The organism is Actinoplanes xinjiangensis, from assembly GCF_003148685.1.
Classification (GTDB): Bacteria; Actinomycetota; Actinomycetes; order Mycobacteriales; family Micromonosporaceae; genus Actinoplanes; species Actinoplanes xinjiangensis.
In genome coordinates this window covers 384,269-410,903 of the sequence record NZ_QGGR01000003.1, presented here as the reverse complement: position 1 = coordinate 410,903, position 26,635 = coordinate 384,269, and the positions used below count along the sequence as shown (strand labels likewise).

Annotated in this window: 20 protein-coding genes; 9 read left to right on the top strand and 11 right to left on the bottom strand. The window is 71.8% G+C overall.

From position 1 onward, the window contains the following. Positions 1-37: 37 nt before the first annotated feature. Together BC793_RS08720 and BC793_RS08715 are read right to left on the bottom strand one after the other, a co-directional pair. Positions 38-1,375, bottom strand: coding sequence for a hypothetical protein (locus BC793_RS08720; RefSeq protein WP_239169720.1), 1,338 nt, complete (start codon positions 1,373-1,375; stop codon positions 38-40). After that, positions 1,372-1,992, bottom strand: coding sequence for a DUF4126 domain-containing protein (locus BC793_RS08715; protein ID WP_109591065.1), 621 nt, complete (start codon positions 1,990-1,992; stop codon positions 1,372-1,374). The genes BC793_RS08720 and BC793_RS08715 overlap by 4 nt, the downstream gene beginning before the upstream one ends. Positions 1,993-2,063: 71 nt before the next feature. On the opposite strand from BC793_RS08715, the gene nucS reads away from it, so the two are divergent. Next, positions 2,064-2,723, top strand: coding sequence for an endonuclease NucS (nucS, locus tag BC793_RS08710; protein WP_109591063.1), 660 nt, complete (start codon positions 2,064-2,066; stop codon positions 2,721-2,723). A gap of 789 nt (positions 2,724-3,512) precedes the next feature. Here the strand turns inward: nucS and BC793_RS08705 are convergent. Genes BC793_RS08705 through BC793_RS08695 form a run of 3 tightly spaced genes read right to left on the bottom strand, consistent with a single transcriptional unit; the run spans position 3,513 to position 7,135 of the window. After that, positions 3,513-4,988 carry a DUF6297 family protein gene (locus BC793_RS08705; RefSeq protein ID WP_109591061.1) on the bottom strand — a complete coding sequence of 492 codons (1,476 nt, stop codon included), beginning with the start codon at positions 4,986-4,988 and terminating at the stop codon, positions 3,513-3,515. Then, positions 4,985-5,632 (bottom strand): ABC transporter ATP-binding protein, encoded by a 648-nt coding sequence (locus BC793_RS08700; RefSeq protein WP_109591483.1) that lies wholly within the window; start codon positions 5,630-5,632, stop codon positions 4,985-4,987. The genes BC793_RS08705 and BC793_RS08700 overlap by 4 nt, the downstream gene beginning before the upstream one ends. A gap of 9 nt (positions 5,633-5,641) precedes the next feature. After that, the gene (locus tag BC793_RS08695) at positions 5,642-7,135 is read right to left on the bottom strand and encodes an aldehyde dehydrogenase family protein (protein WP_109591059.1); all 1,494 of its coding nucleotides are present in this window, start codon (positions 7,133-7,135) and stop codon (positions 5,642-5,644) included. Between the two features lie 53 nt (positions 7,136-7,188). Here BC793_RS08695 and BC793_RS08690 point away from each other — a divergent pair, with 53 nt between their 5' ends. Both BC793_RS08690 and BC793_RS08685 read left to right on the top strand, forming a co-directional pair. Continuing rightward, on the top strand, positions 7,189-7,515 hold the full coding sequence (locus BC793_RS08690) for a hypothetical protein (RefSeq protein WP_109591057.1): 327 nt from the start codon (positions 7,189-7,191) through the stop codon (positions 7,513-7,515). Positions 7,516-7,567: 52 nt separating this feature from the next. Then, positions 7,568-8,347: an alpha/beta hydrolase gene (locus BC793_RS08685; RefSeq protein ID WP_109591481.1), complete on the top strand. Its 780-nt coding sequence runs from the start codon at positions 7,568-7,570 to the stop codon at positions 8,345-8,347. Here the strand turns inward: BC793_RS08685 and BC793_RS08680 are convergent. The 4 genes from BC793_RS08680 to mce all read right to left on the bottom strand — a co-directional run bounded on the left by BC793_RS08680 (position 8,344) and on the right by mce (position 13,257). Further along, positions 8,344-9,474: an AI-2E family transporter gene (locus BC793_RS08680; protein ID WP_109591054.1), complete on the bottom strand. Its 1,131-nt coding sequence runs from the start codon at positions 9,472-9,474 to the stop codon at positions 8,344-8,346. The genes BC793_RS08685 and BC793_RS08680 overlap by 4 nt on opposite strands. 80 nt (positions 9,475-9,554) lie before the next feature. Then, entirely contained in the window at positions 9,555-10,946 is a 1,392-nt protein-coding gene (locus tag BC793_RS08675; RefSeq protein WP_109591052.1) for a Laminin subunit beta-1, read from the bottom strand. Between the two features lie 244 nt (positions 10,947-11,190). Next, positions 11,191-12,510, bottom strand: coding sequence for a coiled-coil domain-containing protein (locus BC793_RS08670; RefSeq protein ID WP_109591050.1), 1,320 nt, complete (start codon positions 12,508-12,510; stop codon positions 11,191-11,193). Positions 12,511-12,789: 279 nt separating this feature from the next. Then, on the bottom strand, positions 12,790-13,257 hold the full coding sequence (mce, locus tag BC793_RS08665) for a methylmalonyl-CoA epimerase (RefSeq protein WP_109591049.1): 468 nt from the start codon (positions 13,255-13,257) through the stop codon (positions 12,790-12,792). A gap of 81 nt (positions 13,258-13,338) precedes the next feature. Between mce and BC793_RS08660 the strand changes: the two genes are divergently transcribed. Next, complete coding sequence (locus BC793_RS08660) at positions 13,339-14,523, top strand: acetyl-CoA C-acetyltransferase (RefSeq protein ID WP_109591047.1); 1,185 nt, start codon at positions 13,339-13,341, stop codon at positions 14,521-14,523. Beyond that, a complete protein-coding gene (gene meaB / locus BC793_RS08655; RefSeq protein ID WP_109591045.1) occupies positions 14,520-15,488 on the top strand; it encodes a methylmalonyl Co-A mutase-associated GTPase MeaB in 969 nt (322 codons plus the stop codon). The genes BC793_RS08660 and meaB overlap by 4 nt, the downstream gene beginning before the upstream one ends. A gap of 19 nt (positions 15,489-15,507) precedes the next feature. Here the strand turns inward: meaB and BC793_RS08650 are convergent, their stop codons facing one another. After that, positions 15,508-16,089, bottom strand: a complete 582-nt coding sequence (locus tag BC793_RS08650; RefSeq protein ID WP_109591043.1) for a PadR family transcriptional regulator — start codon at positions 16,087-16,089, stop codon at positions 15,508-15,510. A 53-nt stretch (positions 16,090-16,142) separates the two neighbouring features. Between BC793_RS08650 and BC793_RS08645 the strand changes: the two genes are divergently transcribed. From BC793_RS08645 to BC793_RS52765, 4 genes are all read left to right on the top strand, one after another. Continuing rightward, a complete protein-coding gene (locus tag BC793_RS08645; protein ID WP_109591041.1) occupies positions 16,143-17,348 on the top strand; it encodes an FAD-dependent oxidoreductase in 1,206 nt (401 codons plus the stop codon). 165 nt (positions 17,349-17,513) lie between these two features. Beyond that, the gene (icmA, locus tag BC793_RS08640) at positions 17,514-19,187 is read left to right on the top strand and encodes a coenzyme B12-dependent isobutyryl-CoA mutase large subunit (RefSeq protein WP_109591039.1); all 1,674 of its coding nucleotides are present in this window, start codon (positions 17,514-17,516) and stop codon (positions 19,185-19,187) included. Between the two features lie 144 nt (positions 19,188-19,331). Next, complete coding sequence (locus BC793_RS08635; protein ID WP_109591037.1) at positions 19,332-20,294, top strand: tetratricopeptide repeat protein; 963 nt, start codon at positions 19,332-19,334, stop codon at positions 20,292-20,294. 29 nt (positions 20,295-20,323) lie between these two features. Further along, positions 20,324-23,737, top strand: coding sequence for an arginase family protein (locus BC793_RS52765; RefSeq protein ID WP_282959000.1), 3,414 nt, complete (start codon positions 20,324-20,326; stop codon positions 23,735-23,737). A gap of 845 nt (positions 23,738-24,582) precedes the next feature. On the opposite strand, the gene BC793_RS08625 is transcribed toward BC793_RS52765, so the two are convergent. Next, entirely contained in the window at positions 24,583-26,490 is a 1,908-nt protein-coding gene (locus tag BC793_RS08625; protein WP_109591035.1) for a penicillin-binding transpeptidase domain-containing protein, read from the bottom strand. Positions 26,491-26,635: the final 145 nt, after the last annotated feature.

Below are 26,635 nucleotides of genomic sequence, written 5' to 3'. Positions count from 1 at the left end.
GTCGGGGATATTAGCCCTAAATGACCTTTTATGGTGTTTAGGTGGAGCGTGTCGTGATCTCGGCTGACGGCAGAGCGTGGTGCCGGCCCACCACATCGATCCACAGTTGCTCGGCCACCAGCATGGCCGCCTCCCGCTGCCACTGCTTCGTGATGTCCTGCGGCACATACCGCTTGAACCACTCCACGGCCAGCCGCGCCTCCCGGCTCGCCCCGTCGGTCCGCAACCGCCGGGAATACGGGTTCAGGCCCAGCACGCAGCAGAACTGGAGAACGTTGTAATACCGCCACTCCTCGGTCGTCCCGAACGGCCCGGCCGGGCGCATCGACGACACGCACTCCCGCAGCACCGCCCGCAGCTCCCGGGCCCGGGCCCGCGGCTGGTCCTCCCGCCCGGCCAGCCGCCGCTCCACCGCCGGCAGGCCGGTCAGCGGGCTGCGGGCCAGCCGGTTCAGATCACCGAAGTCGTTGAGCGCCCGCCGGGTCATCCGCAGGAACTCCGGCTCGCCGATGGTGTTCAGGCGCCGCTGCTCACGCCGCCGCAGCAGCGCGTCCGCATTCAGGAACAACGCCGACCGGTCGGACCGCAACGGCTGGTCATCGGCGAGCGCCACCCGGTCCAGCGCCCGGCGCACCTGGGAGCCGAGACCGGCCAGAGCCGACCCGGCGGCCAGCACCACGAACTGCATCAGCGCCACCCCGTCGCGCTCCGGGACCAGCCACAGGGTCACACCGGCCGGGATGCCGGCCAGCACCAGCACCGCGACCTGGGCGACCAGCGAACGCCGCAGATCGGGCCGCAGCCGCTCACCGGTCTCGCCGGCGTGCGCCACCGCCATCAGATAGCCCACCACCAGCAGGTCCAGGCCGAGCGCGGCGATCGCGGCCAACTCCCCGGACCGGGTGAACAGCAGCAGCACCAGAGCCGCCGTGCACAGCAGCGCCATCACGGTGAGCGCGAGCGGCAGCATCGCCGGCACCACCTGGCCGCGCAGCCGCCACATCAGGCTCAGCGCGCCGATCATCGGGGCGAGCACGACGAGCCGGCCCGCCTGCGGCAGAAAGACGATCATGAGGAGGAAGGCGCCGCCGAGAAGCAGGGCGCCCCGGTCGACCGGCCGCCGCTCGGCCGGAGTCAGCGGCAGCAGCGACACCACGGCGCCGGCCCAGCACAGCGCCGGGACGCAGAGCAGCACCTCGGCGGTGGCCGAGCCGGGCCACACGGTCCAGGCGGCGACGCCCAGGGCGTACGACACCAGGGCCGCCGCCGACCACCGGAGGGTGGCCCGGCCCGGATCGCGGCCGATCAGATAGCAGGCGAGCCAGCAACTCAGGGCGAAGGCGGGTACGGCGATCGCGAACACCCCGAGAGTCAACCAAACAGGTGACGTGTCCCGACACTCGCGGCTCGTTCCCGCCTCCGCCGGTTCCGCCGCCGGACCACCCAGACGGCCGCCCACACCAGCACGCCGAGCCCTCCCAGAACGAGCACCGGAAGCACGATGGCCAGCACCGACATCAGCACGCTGCCGATGTCCTCGGCGGTGCTGGCGACCGGCGCGCCGAATCCGGCGGTGGTCACGTTCACCACCGGGCGGGACGCCGCCTTCAGGCCGTGCACGACGAGCGCGATCACCACGCCGGCGGCTATCGGCGCCCACTGGTTCGAGGTGAAGAACGAGCCCGGGTCGGTGACGGTGACCGTCTCCGACGCCGACCCGGCGCCGAACGCCAGGCCACCGGCGGTCGGCCGGACGAAGGTCTGCACGATGTCGTTGACGTGGTCGACCACCGGCACCTTGTCGGCCACCATCTCGATGGCGAGCAGGATCGACAGAATCGTCAGCGTCCAGCCGTTGGTCAGCCACGCCGACCCGGACGGCAGGTCGATCGCCGACGTGTAACGGGCCAGCAGCCCCATGGTCAGCAGCGGGATGTAGGCGTTGAGCCCGGCGGAGGCCGCCAGACCGGTACCGGTCAATACTTCGAACACGATCTCAGGATCGCACCGCCACGCTCGTGCCGCCCGCCGAGCTTCGGTGGACGGTCAGGTACCGTCGCGGGGTGCGCCTGGTCATCGCGAAGTGCTCCGTGGACTATGTCGGCCGTCTCTCCGCCCATCTGCCCCCGGCAGTGCGGCTGCTGATGGTCAAGGCCGACGGGTCGGTGTCGATCCATGCCGACGACCGTGCCTACAAGCCGCTCAACTGGATGAGCCCGCCCTGCAAGCTGCAGGAGGCCCCCGGGGTGTGGAAGGTGGTGAACAAGGCCGGCGAGGAGTTGCGGATCACCCTGGAGGAGGTCTTCCAGGACTACTCCTACGAACTCGGTGTGGACCCTGGCCTGGTCAAGGACGGTGTCGAGGCACACCTCCAAGAGCTGCTCGCCAAACACCCGGAGACCTTCGGCGAGGGCTTCACGCTGGTCCGCCGCGAGTTCATGACCGCGATCGGGCCGGTCGACCTGCTCCTCAAGAACGCCACCGGCGGCTCGGTCGCCGTCGAGGTCAAACGGCGCGGCGAGATCGACGGGGTCGAGCAGCTGACCCGCTACCTGGAGCTGATGAACCGCGATCCGCTCCTCGCCCCGGTCCAGGGCGTCTTCGCCGCCCAGGAGATCAAACCCCAGGCCCGCGTCCTGGCCACCGACCGCGGCATCCGCTGCCTCGTCGTCGACTACGACAAGCTACGGGGCATGAAAAAAGACGAACTAACCCTTTTTTAGTACGGCTACCCAAAGCACCGTGAGCCACACCGCGGCGCAGGCGACACTCCCGCCGGCCACCGCGCCTCACGCGCAAGCCCTGCGGTCACCCCCAGACCCCACGCCGCATCTCCCGGCTCCTATCGCCGGACATGGCCGCTGGACCCCCGCTGATCCGCCATGCCGGTGGGAAATCTCTCCCAGCCGGCAAGACGACACGCGCGCGACTGGCCCGTCCCCGTTCCGGGGCCACTCGCAGAGGGCGGCCGCAACGGGGATGGGCGCACACACAACGCCATCGTGTGCCCCGGTCACCGCTATGACGTAGACGAGCAACCACGATCGCGGGATCGCGTGCGCCTACCCACGCCAGGGCAACGACCGGAGCCCACGATCGGCGATTGTGTGCGCTGATCGCCCCTGCCAGTCGGGTTCCGCCCGATGACAGATCTTGATCCGGCTGATCCTCACCGCTGTCTCAAGGCCCTCGAAACAGCGGTGAGGACCAGCCGGGTTGGCGGCGTGAGACAGCGGTGAGGACCAGCCGGGTTGGCGGCGTGAGACAGCGGTGAGGACCAGCCGGGTTGGCGGCGTGAGACAGCGGTGAGGAGCAGTCGAGCTGTGCTGGGGCCGGCACCGCGCCGTCAGAAGCTGGTCGACGAAGGTGTCCAGCTTCAGTGGATCGCACCGCCGGCGCGCGACCGGATCTCGCCCGGATCGGCCGCCGAGGACCGCGGCGGGAGGCTGTGCGGGGTGCGCTGCGGAAGCCTGGGACGTGGCCGGGGCGGGGCCGGCCGGCGGAAGGGGGCCTCACTTGGACAGGCCGACGCGTTCCGGGTCGGTGGTCCAGGAGATGTAGGCCCGGACGCCGAGGGCCGCCAGGCCGGTCTGGACGGCGATCACGCTCCACGTGGCCGGCAGGTCCTGGAACAGGCGGATCACCGTGGGCAGGGTGAGGAGCAGCAGGTCGAGGCCGGCGAAGGCGTAGACGACCGGCCCGGTCGGTACCGAACCCATCGGGGTGTCGATCGGGATCAGGTCGTTGCGGACGAACCCGGCCCGCGCCGCCCGGATCGCGGCAGCGCCGCCGATCGCCCCGATCGCCGGCCCCAGCGCCCACCACTGGCCCGGCGGCAGCGCTCCGGCCACCTGGAGCAGACCCAGCGCCATCGTGGCCCAGGCGGCACCGAGGACGGCCGGCAGCCACAGGCGCTGCTGGACCACCTGGCGTGAGGTGAGCCCGAGCATCCGGAGCAGCACCGGGTTGCCGGCGTCGGTCTTGATCGTGGCGGTGGTGCCGCGGGCCGCGATGACCGTGCCGGTGAGAAGGGCGATCACCAGTACCCAGCGAGGGGCGGAGATCAGCAGCAGCGGCAGGGCGGTGGACGCGGCCGTCCACAGCAGACGGGCCGGGCGGCGCCGGGCCAGCAGCAGGTCCTGGCCGGTGAGCGGGGGCAGCCGGTGGGGCAGCCGGGCCGAGCGCAGTCGCCGGGACGCCCAGTAGCGGCGTTCCAGCATCTCGGCGAAGAACGAGGGCTCGATCCCGTAGACCGAGTCGGCGAGCGTTCCGGTGGTCTTGGCGGACTCCAGGATCGCGTCGTTGGGGGTGCGCGCGAGGTCTCGTACCCCCAGGATGAACGCGACGACCGCGAGGGCACCGGTGACCGTGACCAGGACGAGCGCCGGCGCTTCGCCGCCCAGGGTGGGCGGCGTCCAGCCGATCGCCTCGGCGACCAGGCCGGCCAGGCCGACGGCGAGCGCGATCCGTGCGGCGGTGTCGACGAGTGACGCGAGTCGCGGCCGCGATTGGGCGGCCGAGGCGAGGAGCGCGAGGAGTACGCCGGCGAGCGCTCCCGTGGCCACCAGGACGATCGATCCGGTGGCCGCCGCGTTGCCGAGGATGCCGAACGCCGCAGCGCCGCCGGCCAGGGCCGCACCGAGGGCCGCGGTGACCAGCGACGGAGCCAGCAGCCGCTGTCGGCTGACCGGGGCGGTGAGCAGGAAGTACGCGGCCGGGCGGGTGACCGTGACCGGCCCGAGGCGGCGCAGGGCCAGGTGGATCAGGCCGGCGCTGCAGGCGGCCGCGGCGACGGCTCCGACGCCGCTGAGGTGGGGGACGAGCGGGCTGAAGACGGCCCGGAGGGTGTCCTGTGCCATCACCGACAGCACGGCGATCGAGAACACCGCGGTGTAGACGGTGGCCAGGGCGTCGCCACGGTCCCGGTGGGAGGCCTGTGCCTTCCTGATCCAGCGGCGGACCGGCCGCAGGGCGACGACGGCTGTCACGAGGCCGGCCCGGTCAGCTGCTCCATCGAGACCATCTCCGCGCCGGAGGCCACCGCGAACTTGTCGTCGTGGCTGGCCAGCAGCAGCGAACCGCCGGTGGCCAAATAGTCGGCGAGCATCCCGGCGACCAGCGCCCGGCCTTCGGGGTCGAGGCGCTGTTCCGGTTCGTCCAGGATGAGCAGGGAACTGGGCCGCAGCAGGACCAGGGCGAGGGTGAGCCGCTGTTTCTGGCCGGACGACAGCGACGGCGGGATGGCGTCGGCGTGCCCGGCCAGCCCGAACCGCTCCAGCGCCTCGTCGATGCCGGAGGAGTCCGGGTCCTGGCCGTGCGCCCGGCACACCAGTTCGGCGTGTTCGCGGGCGGTCAGGCCCGGGTACCAGGTGGGTGGCTCGACCGTGGTGGCCACCGCACGCCAGAACTCCGGGCTGTCGCCGGGCACCGCGCCGAAGACCCGGACGGTGCCCTCGTCGGCCTGCTGGAGGCTGCTCACGCACCGCAGCAGGGTGGATTTGCCGATGCCGTTCTCACCGGTCACGCAGACGCCGGCGCCGGCCGGGACGGTGAGTCCCACATCCACCAGCACCGGCGTCGAGCCGTAACGAACGTGCAGACCATTGACCTCGACCGCTGGGTGCTCCACCACCCACACAGATTAGGGCTTGCGGCCGTACAGCAGGCGCAGTGCCTTGACGATCTGCTGGACCTGGGCGGGCGTGCGCTCGAACGTCATCGCGGGCAGCAGCGACGGGCCCCGGCGTACGGTGATCGCCTTCGCCCGGGCGAACTCGCGCAGGCCGTCCTCGCCGTGGATGCGGCCGAAACCGGACTCGCCGACCCCGCCGAACGGCAGGTTGCCCATGCCGACGAAGGTGAGCGTCCCGTTGACCGCGACCATGCCGGACCGCAGCCGGCGGGCGATCCGGATCGCGTTCTTCTTTCCGAAGACCGAGCCGCCCAGGCCGTACGGCGTGTCGTTGGCCTTCCGCACGGCCTCGTCGGCGTCGCGCACCTTCGTGATCGTCAGGGTCGGCCCGAAGGTCTCCTCGCGGATCTCCGACGAGTCCTCCGGCACGTCCACCAGCACGGTCGGCGAGACGAACGGCGCCTGCACCGCCCCGGCACCGCCGAGCACCGCCCGGCCGCCCTTGGCCAGCGCGTCCTCGATGTGGTCGCGGATGATGTCGAGCTGTCTCGGCATGGTGATCGGGCCGATCTCCTCGCCGGTGCGCAGCTTGCCCGCCTTCGCCACGACGGCCTCGACGAACTGGTCGTAGACCCCCTCGACCGCGTAGACCCGTTCGATGCCGATGCAGGTCTGCCCGGCGTTGGTCATGGCGCCCCAGACGGCGGCCTCGGCGGCGGCCGTCACGTCGGCGTCCGCGTCGACGATCAGCGCGTCCTTGCCGCCGGCCTCCAGCACCACCGGCACCAGATTCTCCGCGCAGGCGGCCATCACCTTCTTGGCGGTGGCCGTGGAGCCGGTGAACGCGACCTTGTTGACTCCGGCCCGGCACAGCGCACCGCCGACGTCACCGAGGCCGTGCACCGCCTGGAGCACCGGGTGCTCCGGAACCACCTCGGCGAACGTGTCGGCCAGCCACTGCCCGGTCACCGGGGTGTACTCGCTCGGCTTGAAGACGATCGTGTTGCCGGCGGCCAGGGCGCCGCTGATCGGGCCGACCGGCGTGACGATCGGATAGTTCCACGGGCCGATCACGCCGACCACGCCGTACGGCTGGTACTCCAGGTGGCCGGAGTGCTCGGCGACCAGGATGCGGGTGCGGACCCGGCGCGGGCCGAGGACCTTCTTCGCGTGGCGGGCCGCCCAGTCCAGGTGCTCGACCGCGGCGACCGCCTCGATCGTGCCGTCGGCCAGGGGCTTGCCGGACTCGCGGTGGACCAGCTCGGCCAGCTCCTCGATCCGCTGGACGATCAGGGTGCGCCATCGCAGCAGCCGGGTCTTCCGGCCGTCGAAGCCGAGCCCCTGCCACCACACGGCGGCCTCCTTGGCACGTTCGACGGCCGCGATCACCGCCTTCTCGTCGGCGACCGGCACGCGGCCGGCCTCCTCGCCGGTGGCCGGGTTGGTGGAGATCAGCCAGCCGTCATCGATCACGGGGAGGCCGGGAACGTGAGTCGCCGTCATGACGCGAGTCTAGGGTGATTGTTACCGGCGAGTCACTACGTACGCTTGACCTCGTGAGCCCCCGCCGTAACCGCCCCCGCCGGCCGTCCGAGGACGAGCGCAACCCGGACCGTCCCGGGATCACCGAGCAGCGTGTCCAGCAGTGGCGGGACGGCGAGTGGATGGTGCGGTCGATCTTCGGTGCGGCGGCCGTCAAGACGTACCGTTGCCCCGGCTGCATGCAGGAGATCCGGCCCGGCGTGGCGCACGTGGTGGCGTGGCCGGCCGACGGCTGGGGCGACATGACCGACCGCCGGCACTGGCACACCGGTTGCTGGCGTGGCCGTGACCGGCGCACCCCGGGAGTGGAGCGCTCGCGCAACGCCCCCAGGTATGGGTAAGCCATCCGACCGCCCCACCCGCCGCCCCTGAAAAGGAATGAAACCTCTCATCATGAGCAACAACCAGATCCGGGCGAACTCGATCCTGCCGGCCCACCGGGAGGACATCGAGCTGCACACCGCGGACGGCGTCACCCTCGTCGGCGAGCTGGCCCGGCCGCTCGACCGTGACCCGGTGGCCACCCTCGTCTGCCTGCATCCGCTGCCCACGCACGGCGGGATGATGGACAGTCACGTCTATCGCAAGGCCGCGTGGCGGCTGCCCGCCCTGGCCGGTCTCGCGGTGCTGCGGTTCAACACCCGCGGCACCAGCAGCGTCCGCGGCACCAGCGGCGGCTCGTTCGCGAAGGCGGTCGACGAGCGTTTCGACGTGGCCGCCGCCATCGAGTACGCGGAGTTCGCCGACCTGCCGGACATCTGGCTGGTGGGCTGGTCGTTCGGCACCGACCTGACCCTGATGTACGGCCTGGACCCGGCCGTCACGGGTGCGATCCTGCTCTCCCCGCCGCTGCGGTTCTCCCAGCCGTCGCATCTGGCCGCCTGGGCCGAGGACGGCAAGCCGGTCACCGCGCTGATCCCCGAGTTCGACGACTATCTGCGGCCGGCCGAGGCCGCTGAGCGGTTCGCGGCGATCCCGCAGGCGGAGGTCGTCCCGATGCCCGGCGCCAAGCACCTGTGGGTGGGCGACGCCGAGAAGGTCCTGAACGAGATCGTCCGCCGGGTCGCCCCGGATGTGGCGACCCCGCTGCCGGTCACCTGGGACGGCCCGATGGAGACCGGCGACGCCGCCGCCTACGCCGACCGCACGGTCGCCGCCTTCGACAAGGGCTAACGCTCCTCCAGGCTGGGCAGCAGGACCTCCCGCATGATCAGCTGGATGGCGGCCACCATCGGGATCGCGATCAGCGCGCCGATCACCCCGAACAGGCCGACCCCGAGCAGGGCCGCCACCAGCGCCGCCACGTCACTGACCCGGACCGAGCGGCGCATCACCCGCGGGTAGATCAGATAGTTCTCGAGCTGCTGGTAGATCAGGAAGAAGACCAGGCAGGCGATCCCGTCGGTCAGTGACGAGGCCAGCCCGACCAGGCTGACGACCACCGCGCCGAGGGTGGCCCCGATCTGCGGGATCAGGTCACAGACCGCGACCACCACGGCCAGGGCGAAGGGGTACGCCAGGCCGAGCACCAGAGCCAGCGCGAAGGTGCTCGCCCCGGCCAGCACCGCGATCGCGAGCGCGCCCACCATGTACGCCCCGACCTTGGTCAGGATCTCGTCGGTGAGCAGCGAGACCCGCTCGCGCCGGGAGGCCGGGACCAGGCGGTACCCGGTAGCCTTGATCCGGTCGAACGAGGCCATGAAGTAGATCGTCAGGACCAGCACGGTCAGGATGTTGAAGATCGTGCCGAAGAGCAGCCGGGCGCCGCCGACCACCCCGCCCAGGGCGTTCGTGATCGTCCCGGCGTTCACCGCGCCCTGCACCCGGTTCGCGATGTCGTAGCGCTGCACCAGCTCGTTGATCGTCTCGCTGCGGCGCAGGCTCTCCACCACGTCCGGTGCGTTGTTGATCAGCTCGGTGGTCTGGGTGACCAGTGGGGGTATCAGCGCCACGATGCCGCCGGCCATCAGCCCGACCACGCCGAGTGCCACGATCGCCACCGCCGCGCCCCGGCGCAGCCCCCAGCGGCGCAGCCGGGCCACCGCGGGGTTGAGACCGATCGCCAGGAACAGCGCGATGAAGACGAGGATCAGCATCGAGGCCGCGTTGCGCACGCCGAGGAACAGCGCGTACGCCACGATGACGCCGAGCCCGAAGAGGAAGCCGAACAGGAACGGGTTGCGCCGGTTCAGTGGCGCCCCGGGCTCGCCGAACGGCTTCTCGTCGGCCGGCTCGTTCTCCCCGGCCGGGGGTCTCTCGGCGGCTGGTGGTGCACCGTCAGCGGGCGGCTCGGCAGACATCTGACCTCCTCGATCACCGCAACCGGCGATCGGAGGCTATCGTCGCCGAGCCCGGCCCGCCACCGGGGATGTACCGGATGTCACTCCGCGTCGGCGGGCACCCGGGTCGCCTGCGGAACCGTCACCTTCGCCGAGGCGGTGACCTTGGCCGGCTGCTTGTCCGTGGGCTGGGGCTGGACCGCGACCGGCACCGGCTCCACCGGGCTCTCGGCCGGCGGCTCCTGCTCCCCCGGGTCGGCGGCGGCCGCGAGCACCGCGGCCGCGGCCAGCTCGGCCACCCGCTTGGCCTCCCTCTGCACCTGGCGGCGAACCTCGGCGGCGTGCCGCTCGGCGGCCTCACCGGCGCGCTGGGCCTCGGCCACCCGCTTCAGCTCCGACTCCAGCTGCTGAGACGTCTCGGCGAGACGCTGGCCGACCCGCTCGGCCTCCTTCTCGGCGGCCCGGGCCTGCTCCTGCGCCGCGGTGCGACGCTGCTCGGCCTGCGCCACCTCGGCGGTGGCGACCTCCAGCTCCCGGCCGGCCTGGGCGATCTTCTCCTGCTGGGCGGCGATCTCCTTGCGTACGGCCGTCGCCTGATCGTCCGAACGCCGGAGGACCTCCTCGGCATACTTGTCGGCCTCGCTGCGCAGATCGGCGCACTGCTTCTCGACACCGGACCGCATCTGGCCCAGCTCCTCGATCACCGAGTGCCGGCGCAGCGCCAGCTCGTGCTCGACGGACGCCTTCAGGTCGGCGAGCTCGCGCTCGGCCTCGGCCCGCTTCGCGGCGATCTCCTGGCTGGTCTTCTCCCGCAGCGCCTTGATCTCCTGCTCGGCCTGCATGCGGGTGGACTGCACGTATCCGTCCACTTCGGCCCGCGCCCGGGCCGCGTCCTGGGTGGCCTGGTCGACGAGGTGCTTGCCCTCGTTGCGGGACCGGGCCAGGACCGCCTCCGCCTCCTTGCGCATCTGCTCGCCGGCCTGGCGGGCGGCGACGAGTGCCTTGTCGGAGGCCGCCCGTTTCGCGGCGTCGACCTTCTCCTCCTCGGCACGGCGCGCGGCCAGGGCGATCTCGAAGTCGCGGATGCCGTTGTGGGCGTGCGCCTCGGCCTCGGCCCGGATCCGCTCCGCCTCGGCCAGACGGGAGGCGATGTCGTCGGTGGCGGAGGCCTTGATCGCCTCGGCCTGCTCCTCGGCCAGCGCCAGAATCTGCTCGACCCGCGGGCCCAGGTGCCGGAACGACACCTCACCGCTCATCCCGGAGTCACGCCGTGCCTGTGCCAGCTCCGCCTGGAGACCCTTGATCTGCGCCGTCATCGCCTGCATCTGCGAGTAGGCCTGCTCGCGGTCGGCGAGGAGGGCGGCGATCTCGTTCTCCGCCCGGGTCACATACCGCTCGACCTGCTTGCGCTCATAACCCCGCAGGGCGGTCTCGAAGCTGGGTTCGGTGGCCGAATCTCCGCCGAGACCGAGAATTTCACCGCCATGCGACATGCTTTCCATCCTCACATACGCATCGTCCCGTGGCGTGTCGATACACACCGGTTTGGAGGAGACGATCCGGGTAGTTGTGATCTGTCTAACCTCGGCTCGATAAACCCAGGCAAGCGCGAAACGAGTCAGGCCGTACCGGAGAAACTCCGGTACGGCCTGATTTCGTCGTCGAATGCCCCCGGCCGTTGTCAACCGTCGCGCACTCGCGGCGGCTCCGCAACCGGAGAGAGACGATGGTCTCGGGTCAGGAATTCGTCTTGGCGGCCACCGGCTCGCCCTCGGTGTCCTCCGTCGCGGCCTGCTCGGAAGCGCGCTGCACGGGCGCCTCGGCGGGCTTGGCGGCAGCGGCCACCGCAGCGGCGGCGGCCGGCGCGGCGGAGGCGCCCCCGACACCCGGCACCAGGCCGGACAGGCCGGACAGCATCTGGCCCAGCTGGTTGGTGACGGCGTCCTTCTGACGGGTCAGGTCCTCCACCTCGCGGCGGGCCGCCTGGGTGGTCAGCTCGGCCTCCTGGCGGGCGTCACCGAGCAGGCGGTTGGCCTCCTGGCGGGCTTCGCTGACGGTCTTCTCGGCCAGCGCCCGCGCTTTCTCCACGGTCTCGGACGAGTGACGCTCGGACTCGACGCGGCGGCTCTCGGCGCGCTGCTCGATCTCCTTCGACCGGTCCTCGGCGGCGCGGGCCCGCTCCTCGGCCTCAGCCACCATCTTCTGGGTGGCGGCGACCTGTGCGGCGTGCCGCTGCGACTCCTCGGTCTCGGCCTTCTCGCGGCGCTCGGCGATCTCCAGGGCGAGGGCCTGGAGGTCCTTCTCGCGCTTGTCGCGGGCGTCACTGAGCAGCTTGGTGGCCTCGGCGCGCTTCTCCTCGGCCTCCCGGCCGGCCTTCGCGCGGGCCTGGGTGATCTCCCGCTCGGCGGTGGCCCGCAGCGACGCGACCTCACGCTCCACGGTCGACTTCAGCTCGGCGACCTCGTGCGCGGTGACCGTGCGCAGCTGCTTGGTCTCGCGGTCGGCGTCCGAACGCAGCGTGTCGGCCTCGCGCCGGGCCTGCACCCGGGCCTCGGCGGCCTCCCGCTCGGCGTGCGTGCGGACCTGGCCGGCCTCACGCTCGGCGGTCGCCTTCATGGCGGCGGCCTCGGCACGCGCCTTGTCGGTGATCTCGCGGGCCTCGAGACGGGCCGCGGAGAGAATGCCCTCGGACTCCCGCTTCGCCTCGTTACGGTGATCGTTGGCCTGTTCCTCGGCGAGACGCAGGATCTGCTCCACCCGGGTGCCCAGCCCGGAGAGCGTCGGCCTGTTGTTCTCCTCCAGCAGCTTGTTGCTGTCGGCCAGTTTCTGCTCGAGCGCGTTCAGACGCTGCTCGGCCTGGCGCAGGCGACGCTGCGCGTCGTTCATCCGCTGCTCGGCCTCGCCGCGGGCCGCCTCCGACTGGTTCAGCGCGGCGAGCAGCCGGCCGATGTGTCCGTCGACCTGGTGGCGGTCGTAACCCCGCAGGACGACCGTGAAATCGTGCTGCGAGTTGGCGGTTTCGAAGAAGGCCAGGTTCTGATCCTGCTGCTGGGGCATTGCGCCATCCTGGCGAAGAGGAATCGGACATGCAAGAGCCGATGGGCATCCGGACCGCATCGTAGATCAGCTTCGACCTGGAGCGCAGCCCGCCCCCGGGCCGTTCGGGGAGGACCACTGACTCACCGGCCGGTCCGGTGTCGTCCCGCTGTCACCAGCCCACTCGGGGCTTCGGGGGATTCCGGACCCGTCGTCGGGGTCGTCGGCCCTGCTCAATGGCCACGATCCTGCCAGGCGGGCGGGTCCCCGTCAGGTTGATTCACCCGTGGGAGGGACCCCTCACGCCGGCTCCACCAGCTCGACCAGCACACCCCCGGCGTCCTTCGGATGCACGAAGTTGATCCGGGAACCCGCGGTGCCCCGCTTCGGCCGGTCGTAGAGCAACCGCAGGCCCCGGGCCCGCAGCGCGTCCGCCGCCGCCTCGACGTCGGCCACCGTGTAGGCGAGTTGTTGCAGCCCCGGGCCACTGCGGTCGAGGAATTTCGCGATCGCCGAGTCCGGCCGGGCCGGGGCCAGTAGTTGCAGCCGTGGACCACTGCCGTCGCCGACCGCGAGCATCGCCTCCCGGACGCCCTGCTCCTCGTTCGTCTCTTGATGCACACAGTGCAAACCGAAGGTCTCGGCATAGAAGCGGAGCGCTTCGTCCAGATCGGCCACCGCGATTCCGACATGATCGATTTTCAGCAGGCCGACATCGGAGAATGTGACATTTTCAAGCGCGATCCGGCTCGGTGTGTCGTCTGTCATGGAGCTAGTCTCGGACCTGACCCATCGTTAAGGCCAACCCGGGTGTGCCCCGCGCCCGGTCCCGCAGATCGGATCACGACCGTGACCAGCTCCGTCATCGTCAGCGGCGCCCGGACCCCGATGGGGCGCCTCCTCGGAAACCTCAAGCACCTGCCCGCCACCGCCCTCGGTGGGCACGCGATCGCCGCCGCCCTCAGCCGGGCCGGCATCGAGCCCGAGCGCGTTCAGTACGTGATCATGGGCCAGGTCCTCCAGGCCGGCTGTGGCCAGATCCCGGCCCGCCAGGCCGCCGTCGCGGCCGGTGTCCCGATGACCGTTCCCGCACTCACCGTCAACAAGGTGTGCCTCTCCGGCCTCGACGCGATCGCCCTGGCCGACCAGCTGATCCGGGCCGGCGAGTTCGACATCGTGGTGGCCGGTGGCATGGAGTCGATGACCAATGCGCCGCATCTGCTGACCGACCAGCGCGCGGGCCGTAAGTTCGGTGACGTGCTGGTGCGAGACCACACCGCGTTCGACGGCCTGATGGACCCGTGGGCGGGCATCTCGATGGGTGAGTCCACCGAGGCCAGTGGCGCCGGCCTGGGCATCACCCGCCAGGAGCAGGACGCGTTCGCCGCCCGGAGCCACCAGCGGGCCGCCGCCGCCCAGCGGGACGGCCGGTTCGCCGAGGAGATCGCGCCGGTCCCGGCCGGCGGCCGCAACGCCACCGGGCCGGTCGACGGCGACGAGGGCGTCCGCCCGGACACCACCGGCGAGTCGCTGGCCCGGCTGCGCCCGGCCTTCACCCCGGACGGCACGATCACCGCCGCCAGTTCCTCACCGATCTCCGACGGCGCCGCCGCGGTCGTCGTGATGAGCCGGGCCAAGGCCGAGGAGCTGGGTCTCACCTGGCTCGCCGAGATCGTGTCGCACGGCAACGTCGCCGGCCCGGACAGCTCGCTGCAGTCCCAGCCGGCCAACGCGATCCGGCACGCGCTGGGCAAGGCCGGCCTCGCCGTCGAGGACCTCGACCTGATCGAGATCAACGAGGCGTTCGCCCAGGTGGTCATCCAGTCCACCCGCGAGCTCAAGGTCGACGAGTCGATCGTCAACGTGAACGGTGGAGCCATCGCGCTCGGCCACCCGATCGGCATGTCCGGCGCCCGCCTCGTGCTGACCCTCGCCCTGGAGTTGCAGCGGCGTGGTGGCGGCCTCGGCGCGGCCGGCCTGTGCGGTGGCGGTGGCCAGGGTGACGCCTTGATCATCAAGGTCCCCGCGGCGTGACCGTCGGCGCCGGGCGGCGGAGCCGCGATGTCCCCTCCCTGGTCGCCCGGGCCCGGGAGGGCGACGCCCGGTCCGTGGCACGGTTGATCAGCCTGGTCGAGAACGGTGATCCCGCCCTGCCGGAGGTGGCCGCCGCGATGGCGTCGCACGCCGGCCGGGCGCAGGTCGTCGGCCTCACCGGGGCGCCCGGCGTCGGCAAGTCCACCACGACGAACGAGCTGGTCCGCGCCCTGCGTGAGGCGGGGAACCGGGTCGGTGTGCTGGCCGTCGACCCGTCCAGCCCGTTCACCGGCGGGGCGATCCTCGGCGACCGGATCCGCATGCAGGACCACACCGCCGACTCCGGCGTCTACATCCGCTCGATGTCCAGCCGTGGCCAGCTCGGCGGCCTGTCGGCGGCCACCCCGCAGGCGGTCCGGGTGCTGGAGGGCGCCGGCTGCGACGTGATCCTGGTCGAGACGGTCGGGGTCGGGCAGGCCGAGGTGGAGATCGCCTCCCTCGCCGACACCACGCTGGTGCTGCTCGCCCCCGGGATGGGCGACGCGATCCAGGCCGTGAAGGCGGGCGTGCTGGAGATCGCCGACGTCTTCGTGATCAACAAGGCGGACCGGCCCGGCGCCGACGCCACCTACCGGGACATCCAGGGCATGCTCGCCCTCGGCGAACGCGGTCCCGGCGAGTGGCGGCCCCAGGTGGTACGCGCGGTCGCCGTGAAGAACGAGGGCATCGACGACGTGGTGGCCGCCATCGGGAAACACCGTGAGTGGCTGGAGAGCACCGGCAACCTGCGCCGACGGCGCGAGCATCGGGCCGCCGTGGAGATCTCCGCGCTGGCGCTGGGCACGCTGCGGGCGCGGATGGGTGATCTGCGCGGTGGCGCGACCCTCCCGGAGCTGGCGGCCCGGGTCGCCGACGGTGACCTCGACCCGCACGCGGCCGCGGCGAAGCTGCTGGAAAGCCTCTGAGCCCCGCACCCGTCCGGGGCTAGCCGAAGCGGGCCAGTGTCTCCTCGATCAGGGTGCGGTCCCAGTGCAGGGTGCCGTCGTCCAGCTCGCTGATCAGAGTGCGCAGCCAGGCGATCTCGGCGCGCAGCATGCCGGCCCGGTACTCGTCCTCGATCAGGAACAGCCGGGGCAGTCCGGGCGGGGCCTGCCCGTCGACGGCGTCGGCCCGTGCGGTCAGCGCCTCGACCCGGCGCTCCAGCAGCTCCCGCGTCTCGGTGGGGGTGAGCATCGGCAGGAAGGCCAGGGCCACCGGGAACTCCGGGAACTCGCGGGCCGGCTCCGGCAGCATCTCCAGCAGCCAGCGGCGCAGGCTGGCGGCTCCCTCCTCGGTCACCTCGTAGACGGTCCGTTCCGGGCGGCCGGCCTCCCGGCTGGTGCCGGCGGGACGGGCCAGTCCCTCGCGTACCAGCCGGTCCAGGGTCTGGTAGACGCTGTTGCGCTGCGCGACGTTGACCAGCTGGTCCTGGCCGCGCTCCTTGATCATCTGCTGCATCCGGTACGGGTGCATCGGCGCCTCCACCAGTAGTGCCAGCAGAACCATCGCCAGGGGAGACCGCTTCATGCGGGCCAGCTTAGGGGTTGACGATCGATAGTCATCTCATCAATAGTCATTGTATGACTATCAGCGAACATGGCGCCATCGTCGTCGGTGGTGGCATCGCCGGCACCGCCGCCGCCATCGCTCTCCGGGCCGCCGGCCGGACCCCGGTGATCTACGAGGCGTACGGCCCGGGTGACGCCGAACGCGGTGTCTTCGTGACCATCGCGGTGAACGGGGTGAACGCGTTGCGGGCCCTCGGCGCCGACCCGGCCGTCGTGCTGGGCCGCGGGTTCGCCACACCGCGGCTCGCGCTGCGCCGCGCGTCCGGCCGGCTGCTCGCCGAACTGCCCCTGGGTGGGCCGCTGCCGGACGGGACGGTCACCACCACCATCCGGCGGGCCGACCTCTACGCGGCGCTGCGGGCCGAGGCGCGGGAGCGGGGCGTCGAGATCGTGTACGGCCACCGGCTCGCCGCCGCCCGATCCGGCCCGCACGGCGTCACCGCGGAGTTCGCGAACGGCCGTACCGTCACCGGGGACCTGCTCGTCGGGGCGGACGGGCTGAACTCGCGGACCCGTACCGCCCTGGATCCGTCGGCGCCCGCGCCGCACTTCCTCGGTCTGCTCGACACCGGCGGTTTCACCGACCGCCCGGTCGATCCCGCGCTGCTCCCGCCGGCCGGCGTGATGCAGATGTCGTTCGGCCGCCGGGCCTTCTTCGGCTGGGCCGCCGCACCGGACGGCCGGGTCTGGTGGTTCGCCAACCCGCCGCGCCGCCGTCCGGTCGAGCCCGGTGAGTTCACCGCCGAGACCTGGCGCGCCCACCTGCTGGATCTGTTCGAGGGGGAGCCGGGCGCACGTCTGATCGAGGCGACCGGTGGGATCCTCGGCCCGTGGAGCACCCGTGACCTGCCCCGGGTGCCGGTCTGGCACGGCGACCGGATCGTGCTGATCGGCGACGCGGCCCATGCCGTCGCGCCGTCGTCGGGGCAGGGCGCGTCGATGGCGCTGGAGGACGCCGTGGTCCTCGGGCACAGCCTGCGGGAGCATCGGGACCTGCCGGCCGGGCTGGCCGCCTACGAGGCCGCGCGCCGGCCGCGGGTGGAGAAGGTGGTCGCGCACGGGCGGCGGACCAGCGGCACGAAGGTCCTCGGGCCGGTCGGTGCGGCGATGCGGGACGCGATGACGCCGCTGGTGATGCGGATGATGCACCGGCGCGGCGATCCGCAGGCCTGGATCTTCGAGCACCGGGTGCCGGTGCTGACCCGGGCGCCGCGGTGAGTGGCGGGGGCCCCGGCGGCGTGGCGGGCGCCACCGGGGCCTCTGGGGAACTGCTTGCCCTCCACTCTCGTTCCGGCCGGTCCGGGCGGCAACGGGGAAAACCCTTGCTGTTCCACCACCCGCGAATCCTTAGCGATCGTTCAGTTCTGATCTACCATGGCAGGTATGGATGCAGCCGAGATCCACGCCGGCCGTGAGCGCTGGCAACGACGCTACGATGCGGCCCGTAAGCGGGACGCCGACTTCACCACGCTCTCCGGGGCGACGGTGGAACCGGTCTACGGGCCACCCGAGGGCAGCGCCTACCCCGGCTTCGAGCGGATCGGATGGCCCGGCGAGTTCCCGTTCACCCGAGGGCTGCACCCGACCGGCTACCGCGGGCGGACCTGGACGATCCGCCAGTTCGCCGGATTCGGCAACGCCCGCCAGACCAACGAGCGCTACAAGATGATCCTGGCCGCCGGCGGGGGCGGGCTCAGCGTCGCGTTCGACATGCCGACGCTGATGGGCCGCGACTCCGACGAGCCGGAGGCGCTCGGCGAGGTCGGCCACTGCGGCGTCGCCATCGACTCGGCCGCCGACATGGACGTGCTGTTCGACGGCATCCCGCTCCAGGACGTCACGACCAGCATGACGATCTCCGGCCCGGCCGTGCCGGTCTTCTGCATGTATCTGGTGGCCGCCGAACGCCAGGGCGCCGACCTGGGCAGGCTCGACGGGACGTTGCAGACCGACATCTTCAAGGAGTACATCGCGCAGAAGGAGTGGCTCTTCGCCCCCGAGCCGCACCTGCGCCTGATCGGCGACCTGATGGAGTACTGCGCCCGCGAGATCCCGCGGTACAAGCCGCTGTCGGTCAGCGGCTACCACATCCGGGAGGCCGGCTCGACCGCCGCGCAGGAACTGGCGTACACGCTGGCCGACGGTTTCGGGTATGTCGAGCTCGGCCTGTCCCGCGGCCTCGACGTCAACACCTTCGCCCCCGGGCTGAGCTTCTTCTTCGACGCGCACGTCGACTTCTTCGAGGAGATCGCCAAGTTCCGCGCCGCCCGCCGGATCTGGGCCCGGCACCTGCGTGACGATTACGGGGCCACCAGCGAGAAAGCACTGTGGCTGAAGTTCCACACGCAGACCGCCGGGGTGTCGCTGACCGCGCAGCAGCCGGTCAACAACGTCGTCCGGACCGCTGTCGAGGCCCTGGCCGCGGTGCTCGGCGGCACCAACTCGCTGCACACCAACGCCCTCGACGAGACCCTCGCCCTGCCCACCGACGAGTCCGCCGAGATCGCCCTGCGCACCCAGCAGGTGATCATGGAGGAGACCGGGGTGGCCAACGTCGCCGACCCGCTCGGCGGATCGTGGTATGTGGAGGCGCTCACCGACCGCATGGAGGCCGAGGCGGAGGAGATCTTCACCCGGATCCGCGAGCTCGGGCACGACGGCAGCATCACCGCCGGCATCCTGCGCGGCATCGAGGACGGGTGGTTCACCTCGCACATCGCGGAGGCGGCGTTCGCGTACCAGCAGGCGCTGGAGACGAACGCGAAGAAGGTCGTCGGGGTCAACGCCCACACCGGCACGGTCGCCAAGGACCTGACGATCCTCCGGGTGTCCCACGAGGTCGAGCAGGTCCAGCGCCGCGAACTGATCGACCGCAAGGCCAACCGCGACGGGGTACGGGTGAAAGCCGCCCTGGAACACCTGATCACGGTGGCCCGTACCGGGGAGAACATGATCCCCGCGATGCTCGACGCCGCTCGTGCCGAGGCCACCCTCGGTGAGATCTGCGGCATCCTCAAATCCGAGTGGGGCATCTACCGCGAACCCCCGCGTTTCTGACCCCGTTCCCGGTGCCGGAACGGTGCCGGCCGTCGAGTGCGTCGTGGGTGGTGGGGAGGCGGCTGCGGGGCGGGTTGTGACGTCCGATATCGGCGGCCTGGTGGCGGCGCGAGCAGGCGTGACAGCGTGCGAGACTAGGTAACCATGAGCGACCCACGGACCACTCCGTCGATCTTCACCCGCGGCGCGGTCGATCTCAGCGCGCTGCGCCCCTCGGCACCGGCCAAACCGGCCGCGCCGAGCCGTCCCGCCGCCGCCCCCGCCGCACCGGCCGCCCCGGCCGGCGGGGTTCCCGGCGCCGTGCCGGGCCCGCCCGCCGGCGCCGTTCCCGGGGTCACCCCGGACGTGATCATCGACGTCACCGAGGCCGATTTCCAGTCCGTTCTGGAACGGTCCCTGACCACGCCGATCCTGCTCGACTTCTGGGCCGACTGGTGCGAACCCTGCAAGAAGCTCTCCCCGGTGCTGGAGAAACTGGCCGAGGAGTACGGCGGCTCGTGGATCCTCGGCAAGGTCAATGTGGACCTGAACCCGCGTCTCGCGCAGGTCTTCCGCGTGCAGGGCATCCCGCAGGTGACGGCGCTGATCGGCGGGCAGCCGGTCGAGGGCTTCAGCGGGGTCCTCTCCGAGACCCAGGTCCGGCAGTATGTCGACGCCGTCCTCAAGGCGGCCGGCGTCGATGTGGCCGCCCCCGAGGACCCGCGTCTCGACGCCGCCGACGACGCCCTGATGGGTGGTGACCTGGACGCGGCCGAGGCGGCGTACCGGAAGATCCTCGCCGAGTCACCCGCCGACGCGGCCGCCGAGTCCGGCCTGGCCCAGGTGGAGCTGTACCGGCGGATCGCCGGCGTCGACCCGTCGACCGCCCTGGCCAAGGCCGACGCCGACCCGGAGGACGTCGAGGCCCAGCGGCTCGCCGCCGACATCGAGGTGCTCAGCGGGCAGGCGCCCGAGGCGTATGAACGGCTGATCACCCTGGTGAAGAAGACCGCCGGTGACGACCGCGAGGTGGTGCGCAAGCACCTTTTGTCGTTGTTCGCCGTCGCCGGGCCCGATGACCCCGCGGTCGCCGGCGCAAGGCGTGCGCTGGCCCGCGCACTCTTCTAAGCTGCGGCTTCTCAACGAAGGGGGGCGTCGTGCGCCGCATCGCCGTTCTGGACGCACCGTCCAATCTCGGCCTGCGCCCGCCGACGGCGACGTCGGTGCCGGGCTGCGCCAAGGCGCCCGGCGCCCTCCGCGACCAGGGTCTGCTCACCCGGCTCGGCGCCCGCGACGCGGGTTGCCTCACCCCACCGCGGTACGACCCGGGTGACTGGCGCCCCGGTGACGGGGTCGCCCACGCCGCCGAGATCGCCGCCTACTCCCGGGCACTCGCCGACCGGATCGGCGTCATCATCGACGGCGGCGAGTTCCCGGTGGTGCTCGGCGGGGACTGCTCGATACTGATCGGCGCCGGCATCGCCATGCACCGCCTCGGCGACGCGGTCGGCGGCCGCATCGGGCTCGTCTTCGTGGACGGCCACTCCGACTTCCGGCATCCCGGCAACGCCTCCTACGTGGGCGCCGCCGCCGGCGAGGACCTGGCACTCGTCACCGGCCGCGGCCAGGCCGACCTGGCGGCGATCGAGTCCCGCCGGCCGTACTTCCGGGACATCGACGTGGTGGTCCTCGGCATCCGCGCCCAGGATGAGTACCGTCTCGACCTCCAGGCCGCCGGCATCGTCACCCGCCCCGTCCCGGCCCTCCGCGCCGAGGGCGCCGCCCGCAGCGCCCAGTGGGCCCGCGACCAACTCGTCGACTGCGCCGGCTACTGGGTGCACGTCGACGTCGACGTCCTCGACCCGGCCGTCATGCCAGCCGTCGACGCACCCGACCCCGGCGGTATCGCCTTCCCCGAGCTGGAGCTCCTCCTCAGCAATCTCGTCGAATCCCCGCACTGCCTGGGCGTCGAGATCACCGTCTTCGACCCGGACTACGACCCGGACGGCCGCTATGCGTCCGAGATCACGTCCGCGGTGGTCAGCGGCCTCTCTCCGGTACGCACGACGAGCCCCCGCCCGGACCTGGTCGCCGCCCGCCGCGACTTCGACAAGCCCGCCGCCCGCCGCAATGCCGGCCGCCCCGCCGGCGTGTTCCGCTCGATGGACACGACCTTCGGGGACCGCACCTTCGCGACCGCCGCCCGGGCCGTCGGCCCCGACCCCCATGCCACCAGCCCGGACCACGACGATGCCGCCGACGACCCGGGCTCCGGCGTGGCCACCACTCCAGACCCTGACCACGGCGATGCCGTCACCACCCCTGGCCACGGTGATGCGGGTATCGCCCCTGGCCACGGCGATGCCGGTACCGTCCCTGGCCACGGCGATGCCGTCACCATTCCTGGGCACGGTAATGCCGGCACCGCCTCTGGCCACGGTGATGCGGGTACCGCCCCTGGCCACGGCGACGCCGTCACCATCCCTGGGCACGGCGATGCCGGTAGCACCCATGGGCACGGTGATGGCGGTACCTACCCGGGCCACGGTGATGCTGCCGCTGACCTGGGATCCGGCGTTGCTGGCGTCGACCCGGACTCCGGCGTTGCCGGCACCGCGTCTGGGCCTGGCGGCGTCGATGCCACTTCGGACCTCGTTGTCGCCGGTGCCGCGTTGAGCTCCGGCAGCGTCGGTACCGCTTCGGATCTGGAGGCCGCCGGCGACGCGTCGGGCTCCGAAGACGGCGGTGTCACTTCGGAGTTGGGCGTTGCTGCCGCCGCCTCGGATTTCGGCGACACTGCTGCAGGAGACTCGGGCTCCGGCGACGTTGCCTCGGCGGTCGCCCCGGGATCGGCGTTTTCGGCCACCGACACAGATCTCGACACTTTCGCCGCAGATATGCGAGCTACTCCCGCCGGATCGCTCGTCCGAACGATCTCGATCGAGATCCAGAGGCCGGACTCTGCGCACGTGCCAGAAACCGGGGCGGACGCCGCAGATCTCGTCGTCCGCGACCACGGCCACGACTCGGCGGTTGCGGATGGAGCTGTCTCCGAGCCGGATGCCGTTCCCGATCGTGGTGCCGTTTCGGTGGCTGCGGGTGCGGATGCCGCCGTCTCCGAGATGGGCGCCATTCGGGGTAGTGGCGCTACTTGGGTGGTTGCGGGTGCGGATGCCGCCGTCTCCGAGATGGGCGCCATTCGGGGTAGTGGCGCTACTTGGGTGGTTGCGGGTGCGGATGCCGTTGTCTCCGATCTGAGCGCTGTTCCTGATAGTGGCGCCGTTCCGGCGGATGCGGCTGTCTCCCAACCGGATGTCGCTGCCGATGGTGGCGCCGTTCCGGCAGATGCGGATGACGCGGTTTCGGAGTCGGGTGTCGAGTCCGATCGCCTTGGTCCATCAGCCGACCAGCGCCGTGACGTCGGTGTCGACGGCGGGGGAGCCGATCTGGCCGGGCCGGGTCCGGTTGATCCGGCATCCGGGACGGCGACCGTCACCGATACCCCCGGCCGTCATGCCGAGCCTGCGGCTCCGAGCCTGACCGCTGCCGTGAGCGGAGAGACAAGGCCGGCCGCGGGTGGCTTTCCGAGCTTCACGCGGTCCGATGCCGACTTCGTGCTGGCCGTGGCACTCGCCACAGGACATGCGCCGATGCCGTCGGCCGCAGCACTCGCCGCCAGACGAGCACCGGTCCCGGCCGGCGGCGATGAGGCGGGCGCGGTCGTGCCCCGGCAGTTCGCAGGCCCGACGAACGATGTGGCAGCCGAGTCCGTCGACGGAGTAACCGAGACCAGGACAGCAACAACTGAGGCCGAGGACATCACCGGCAGGCCTGACCAGGGCGTCTCAGATGGTGACGGCGAGGAAGCCCCGACCAGAACCGGCCGCCCGGGCCTCGTCGCTCTCGGTCTCACGGATGACGTCCTCGACGATGCCCAGAACGTCGCCGAATCGGATATGCCCGTCACCGCCGAGTCGGATGACGATGCCAGTCGACCCGGTGACGAGACCATTCCCGGGCCGGATACCGGATCAGAGTCCCCCGCGGATCTGGGCCCAGATGCCCCCTCGGCTCGCGCAGTCGATGGTGCAGCAGATGTCCCGGCTGATGGTGCAACGGATGTCTCGGCCGATGGGGTAGTGGATGGCGCAGCGGATGTCTCGGCCGATGGGGTAGTGGATGGCGCAGCGGATGTCTCGGCCGATGGGGTAGTGGATGGTGCAGCAGATGTCCCGGCCGATGGTGCAGCGGATGGCTCAGCAGATGCCCCGGCCGATGGTGTAGCGGAGGTCCCGGCGGATGGCGCCGAGCCCGATCCCGTCGGCGAGGAATCCGGGCCGGCTACCGAGTCCGACGGCGAGCCGCGGCTGGAGCGAAGCCGCGCCGAACCGGAGGTCGCCGGGGGTCGCCTGCTGTCCCGGCTGCTCGGTTCGGCACCGCTGCTCGATTCCGAGCCGCTGCCCGCGACCCGCCCGGGAATGCTTCGCCCACGCCCACCTGCCGACGGCGGTTTCGGCCCGCCCGCCGCAGACGCGGGCCCGTTGACCGGTCTCCCACCCGGTGCCGCCTGAACGTCGCTGCCCGGCAGGCCCCCAGGTCAGCGGCTTCTTCCCATAGTGTCGACTCAGGACGCCAGAAAGCTTCCGGCCCCAGGGCCCGCACGTGGGGTGCCGGTTCTCGCGCGACTACCAGGCACGGGTGTCCGACCGCGTCGGTAGCTGGTTTCTGGCGGCCCGCCGGGCCCGCTGATCCCTGCCGGGATGATGGACACACTGCGGGGTCACCGACGGCGGTGGCGGTGGCCAGCGCGCACAATCGCTCAACGTGGGCTCTCGCTACGTTCTGGCACGCATAGGCGCACACGATCGTTGGATCGTGCGCGTTCAACCTCGCCAGAGCGATGGCAGGAGCACACATAACGCCAATGTGCGCTCCTGCCATCGCTCGCAGCCCATCAGCCCTCGGCTGATGCCGCCGCATCCGGAGCCGGGGGTCCGGCGCGGCGTGAACGGGGCGGTCCAGGAGCGGCGTGTCTTGGCGGCGCGGTCCGGCGCGGCGCGGCGTGGCGTGAAACGGCGCGGGTTGGGGCGGCGTGGCCTGAAACGGCGCGGCGGGGGCGGCGTGGGCCGCCGTCGCGGTCCGGACGGCGTGGCGTGAAACGGCGCGGTCCGGGGCGGCGCGGCTTGAACGGCGCGGTCCGGGGCGGCGCGGCTTGAACGGCGCGGTCCGGGGCGGCGCGGCTTGAACGGCGCGGTCCGGGGCGGCGCGGCCTGAACGGCGCGGTCCCGGGGTGGTGTGTGGGCTGGGCGGCGCGGTCCCGGGGTGGTGTGTGGGCTGGGCTGGGCGGCGCGGTCTGGGGCGGGGTGGTCCGGCCGGAGACTGCGGGCCCGGCCGGACCGTGAGTGATGGGCGGGCCCTACCGGTTGAGGGCGGTCAGGAAGCGCTGCACCACCGGCACCGCCGCCTCGGAGCCGGCGCCGCCCTTCTGGATCATCACGGCGAAGGCGACGTCGCCCTGGTAGCCGATGAACCAGGAGTGGGTGTCCTCGGAGCCGGTCTTGAATTCGGCGGTTCCGGTCTTGCCGTGGACGGCGCCGCCGGGGACGTTGCGGAGCGCGGTGGCGGTGCCGGCGGTGACGACTTCGCGCATCATGGTGCGCAGCGCGGTGAGCGCGTCCTGGTCGAGCTGCGGTCCGGCGGCTGCTGCGGCGGCGGGCGCCGGGTCGAGTACCAGTTTGGGCTGCTGGAACTGGCCTTTCGCGATGGCCGCGGTGGCGGCCGCCATGGCGAGCGGGCTGACGACGGTGCTGCCCTGGCCGAAGACGGCGGCGGCGAGTTCGGTGGCGGTGCCGCCGTCGGAGACCTGGCCGGAGTACGCGTCGATGCCGAGATCCCACGTGCCGCCGAGGCCGAGGGCGCTGGACGCCTCCTGGAGGCCGGCTGAGCCGAGCTTGGGTGCGAGCGCGGCGAAGGCGGTGTTGCAGGACTTGGCGAAGTCCACGTGGAACGGGACCTTGCCGAGCGCCTGATCGTGCGAGTTCTTGAACTCCCGCCCATCGACCGTGACCGTTTTCGGACAGTCGACGACGGTGTCGGCGGTGATGACGTCGCGCGCGAGTAGGCCGTACGCGGAAATCATCTTGAAGGTGGACCCGGGCGGGACCTGGCCGGTGAAGGCGGTGTTGACGCCGCCGGGCTCGGGGCCGTTTGCGGAGGCCAGGACGGCGCCGTCGCTGACCCGGATGGCGACCAGGGAGCTGGGCTGCTTCTCGGTGGCGAGGGCGGTGTCGGCGGCGTTCTGCACTCTGGTGTCGAGCGTCACCTTGATCGGCTTGCCGGCGACCGGCTCGCTGGTGAACAGCTTGGCCTCCTCGGTGTCGCCGTCGGCGGCCTCGCGGGCGATGACCACGGAGAGGCCGGGGCTGCCGCGGAGCAGGTCGTCGTACTTCTCCTGGAGGCCGCCGTGCCCGGCCTGGTCGCCGGCCTGGAGGATGCCGGGTTTGGCGGCGATGTCCTCCTCGGTGGCGGGGTCGACCGTGCCGAGCAGGGCGCGCGCGTAGGCCCGGGTGGGTGCGAGCTGCCGGGTCTCGTCCCGGAAGACGGTGCCGGGCAGCGGCCGTACCTCCGCCCTGATCTTCTCGTAGTCGGTGCGCCGCAGGCTGACCAGGTCGATGAAGGCGCCGGGCTGGGCCTTGCCGACCCGGTCCTTGAGGTCGTTCAGGCCCACGTCCACATTGATCTTGCGGAACGCGGTGGCCAGGTCCTTCTGGAGTTGCGGAAGGTTGGTGATCCGTTCGGGGGTGACCCCGATGATCGTCACCTTCTGCGGCCCGACCAGGGCGTTGCCGCTCGCGTCGAGGATGCCGGCGCGGGTGGCGGCGACGCGGCGCAGCCGTAGTTTCTCGCCGGCGGCCAGGTCGGGCTGGACCACGGCGGGCTCCCAGACGACGCTCCACCCGTCCTTGTCGGCCCTGGTGGTGCGCACGGTGCTGCGGTAGCTCCACTCGGCGCCGCCCGGCAGGGTCCATTTGACCGTGATCGGCGTGCTGGCGTTGTCGCCGTTCTCCTCGGTGGCGCCGGCCGTGGTGACCGCGAGCGGCTGGCCGGTGAGGTCACCGTAGAGGGCGTTGATCTGGCTCTGCACGTCCCCCGCGGCGATCTTGCCGCCGGCCGCGGTGACGAAGCCGATGTCGTCGAGCTTGCCGCCGGTCCAGCCGTCGAGGAACGCCGTGACGGTGTCCCCGGCCGGCTCCGAGGAGCAGGCGGTGAGCCCGCAGGAGGCGGCGAGCAGCAGGGCGGCCAGGCCGGCGGAGGAGCGGTGCATGAGGATCCTCTCGGTGGGTAGCTGAACGAACCGTAATAAACCCATGCCCGTTCGGCTGTCCCGCGTATCGGGCACACCGGGGGTGTGAGAGGTACGGGGGCCGGGCTCTAGGCTGTCCTCGACACGTTCGAGCCCACAGTGCCGT

What these genes read in the sequence shown, in the direction of transcription:
- BC793_RS08695 (WP_109591059.1), bottom strand. Translation starts at nt 7,135, where the DNA reads ATGACGGCGACTCACGTTCCCGGCCTCCCCGTGATCGATGACGGCTGG.
- BC793_RS08685 (WP_109591481.1), top strand. Translation starts at nt 7,568, where the DNA reads ATGAGCAACAACCAGATCCGGGCGAACTCGATCCTGCCGGCCCACCGG.
- BC793_RS08680 (WP_109591054.1), bottom strand. Translation starts at nt 9,474, where the DNA reads ATGTCTGCCGAGCCGCCCGCTGACGGTGCACCACCAGCCGCCGAGAGA.
- BC793_RS08675 (WP_109591052.1), bottom strand. Translation starts at nt 10,946, where the DNA reads ATGTCGCATGGCGGTGAAATTCTCGGTCTCGGCGGAGATTCGGCCACC.
- BC793_RS08670 (WP_109591050.1), bottom strand. Translation starts at nt 12,510, where the DNA reads ATGCCCCAGCAGCAGGATCAGAACCTGGCCTTCTTCGAAACCGCCAAC.
- mce (WP_109591049.1), bottom strand. Translation starts at nt 13,257, where the DNA reads ATGACAGACGACACACCGAGCCGGATCGCGCTTGAAAATGTCACATTC.
- BC793_RS08650 (WP_109591043.1), bottom strand. Translation starts at nt 16,089, where the DNA reads ATGAAGCGGTCTCCCCTGGCGATGGTTCTGCTGGCACTACTGGTGGAG.
- BC793_RS08645 (WP_109591041.1), top strand. Translation starts at nt 16,143, where the DNA reads ATGACTATCAGCGAACATGGCGCCATCGTCGTCGGTGGTGGCATCGCC.
- icmA (WP_109591039.1), top strand. Translation starts at nt 17,514, where the DNA reads ATGGATGCAGCCGAGATCCACGCCGGCCGTGAGCGCTGGCAACGACGC.
- BC793_RS08635 (WP_109591037.1), top strand. Translation starts at nt 19,332, where the DNA reads ATGAGCGACCCACGGACCACTCCGTCGATCTTCACCCGCGGCGCGGTC.
- BC793_RS08625 (WP_109591035.1), bottom strand. Translation starts at nt 26,490, where the DNA reads ATGCACCGCTCCTCCGCCGGCCTGGCCGCCCTGCTGCTCGCCGCCTCC.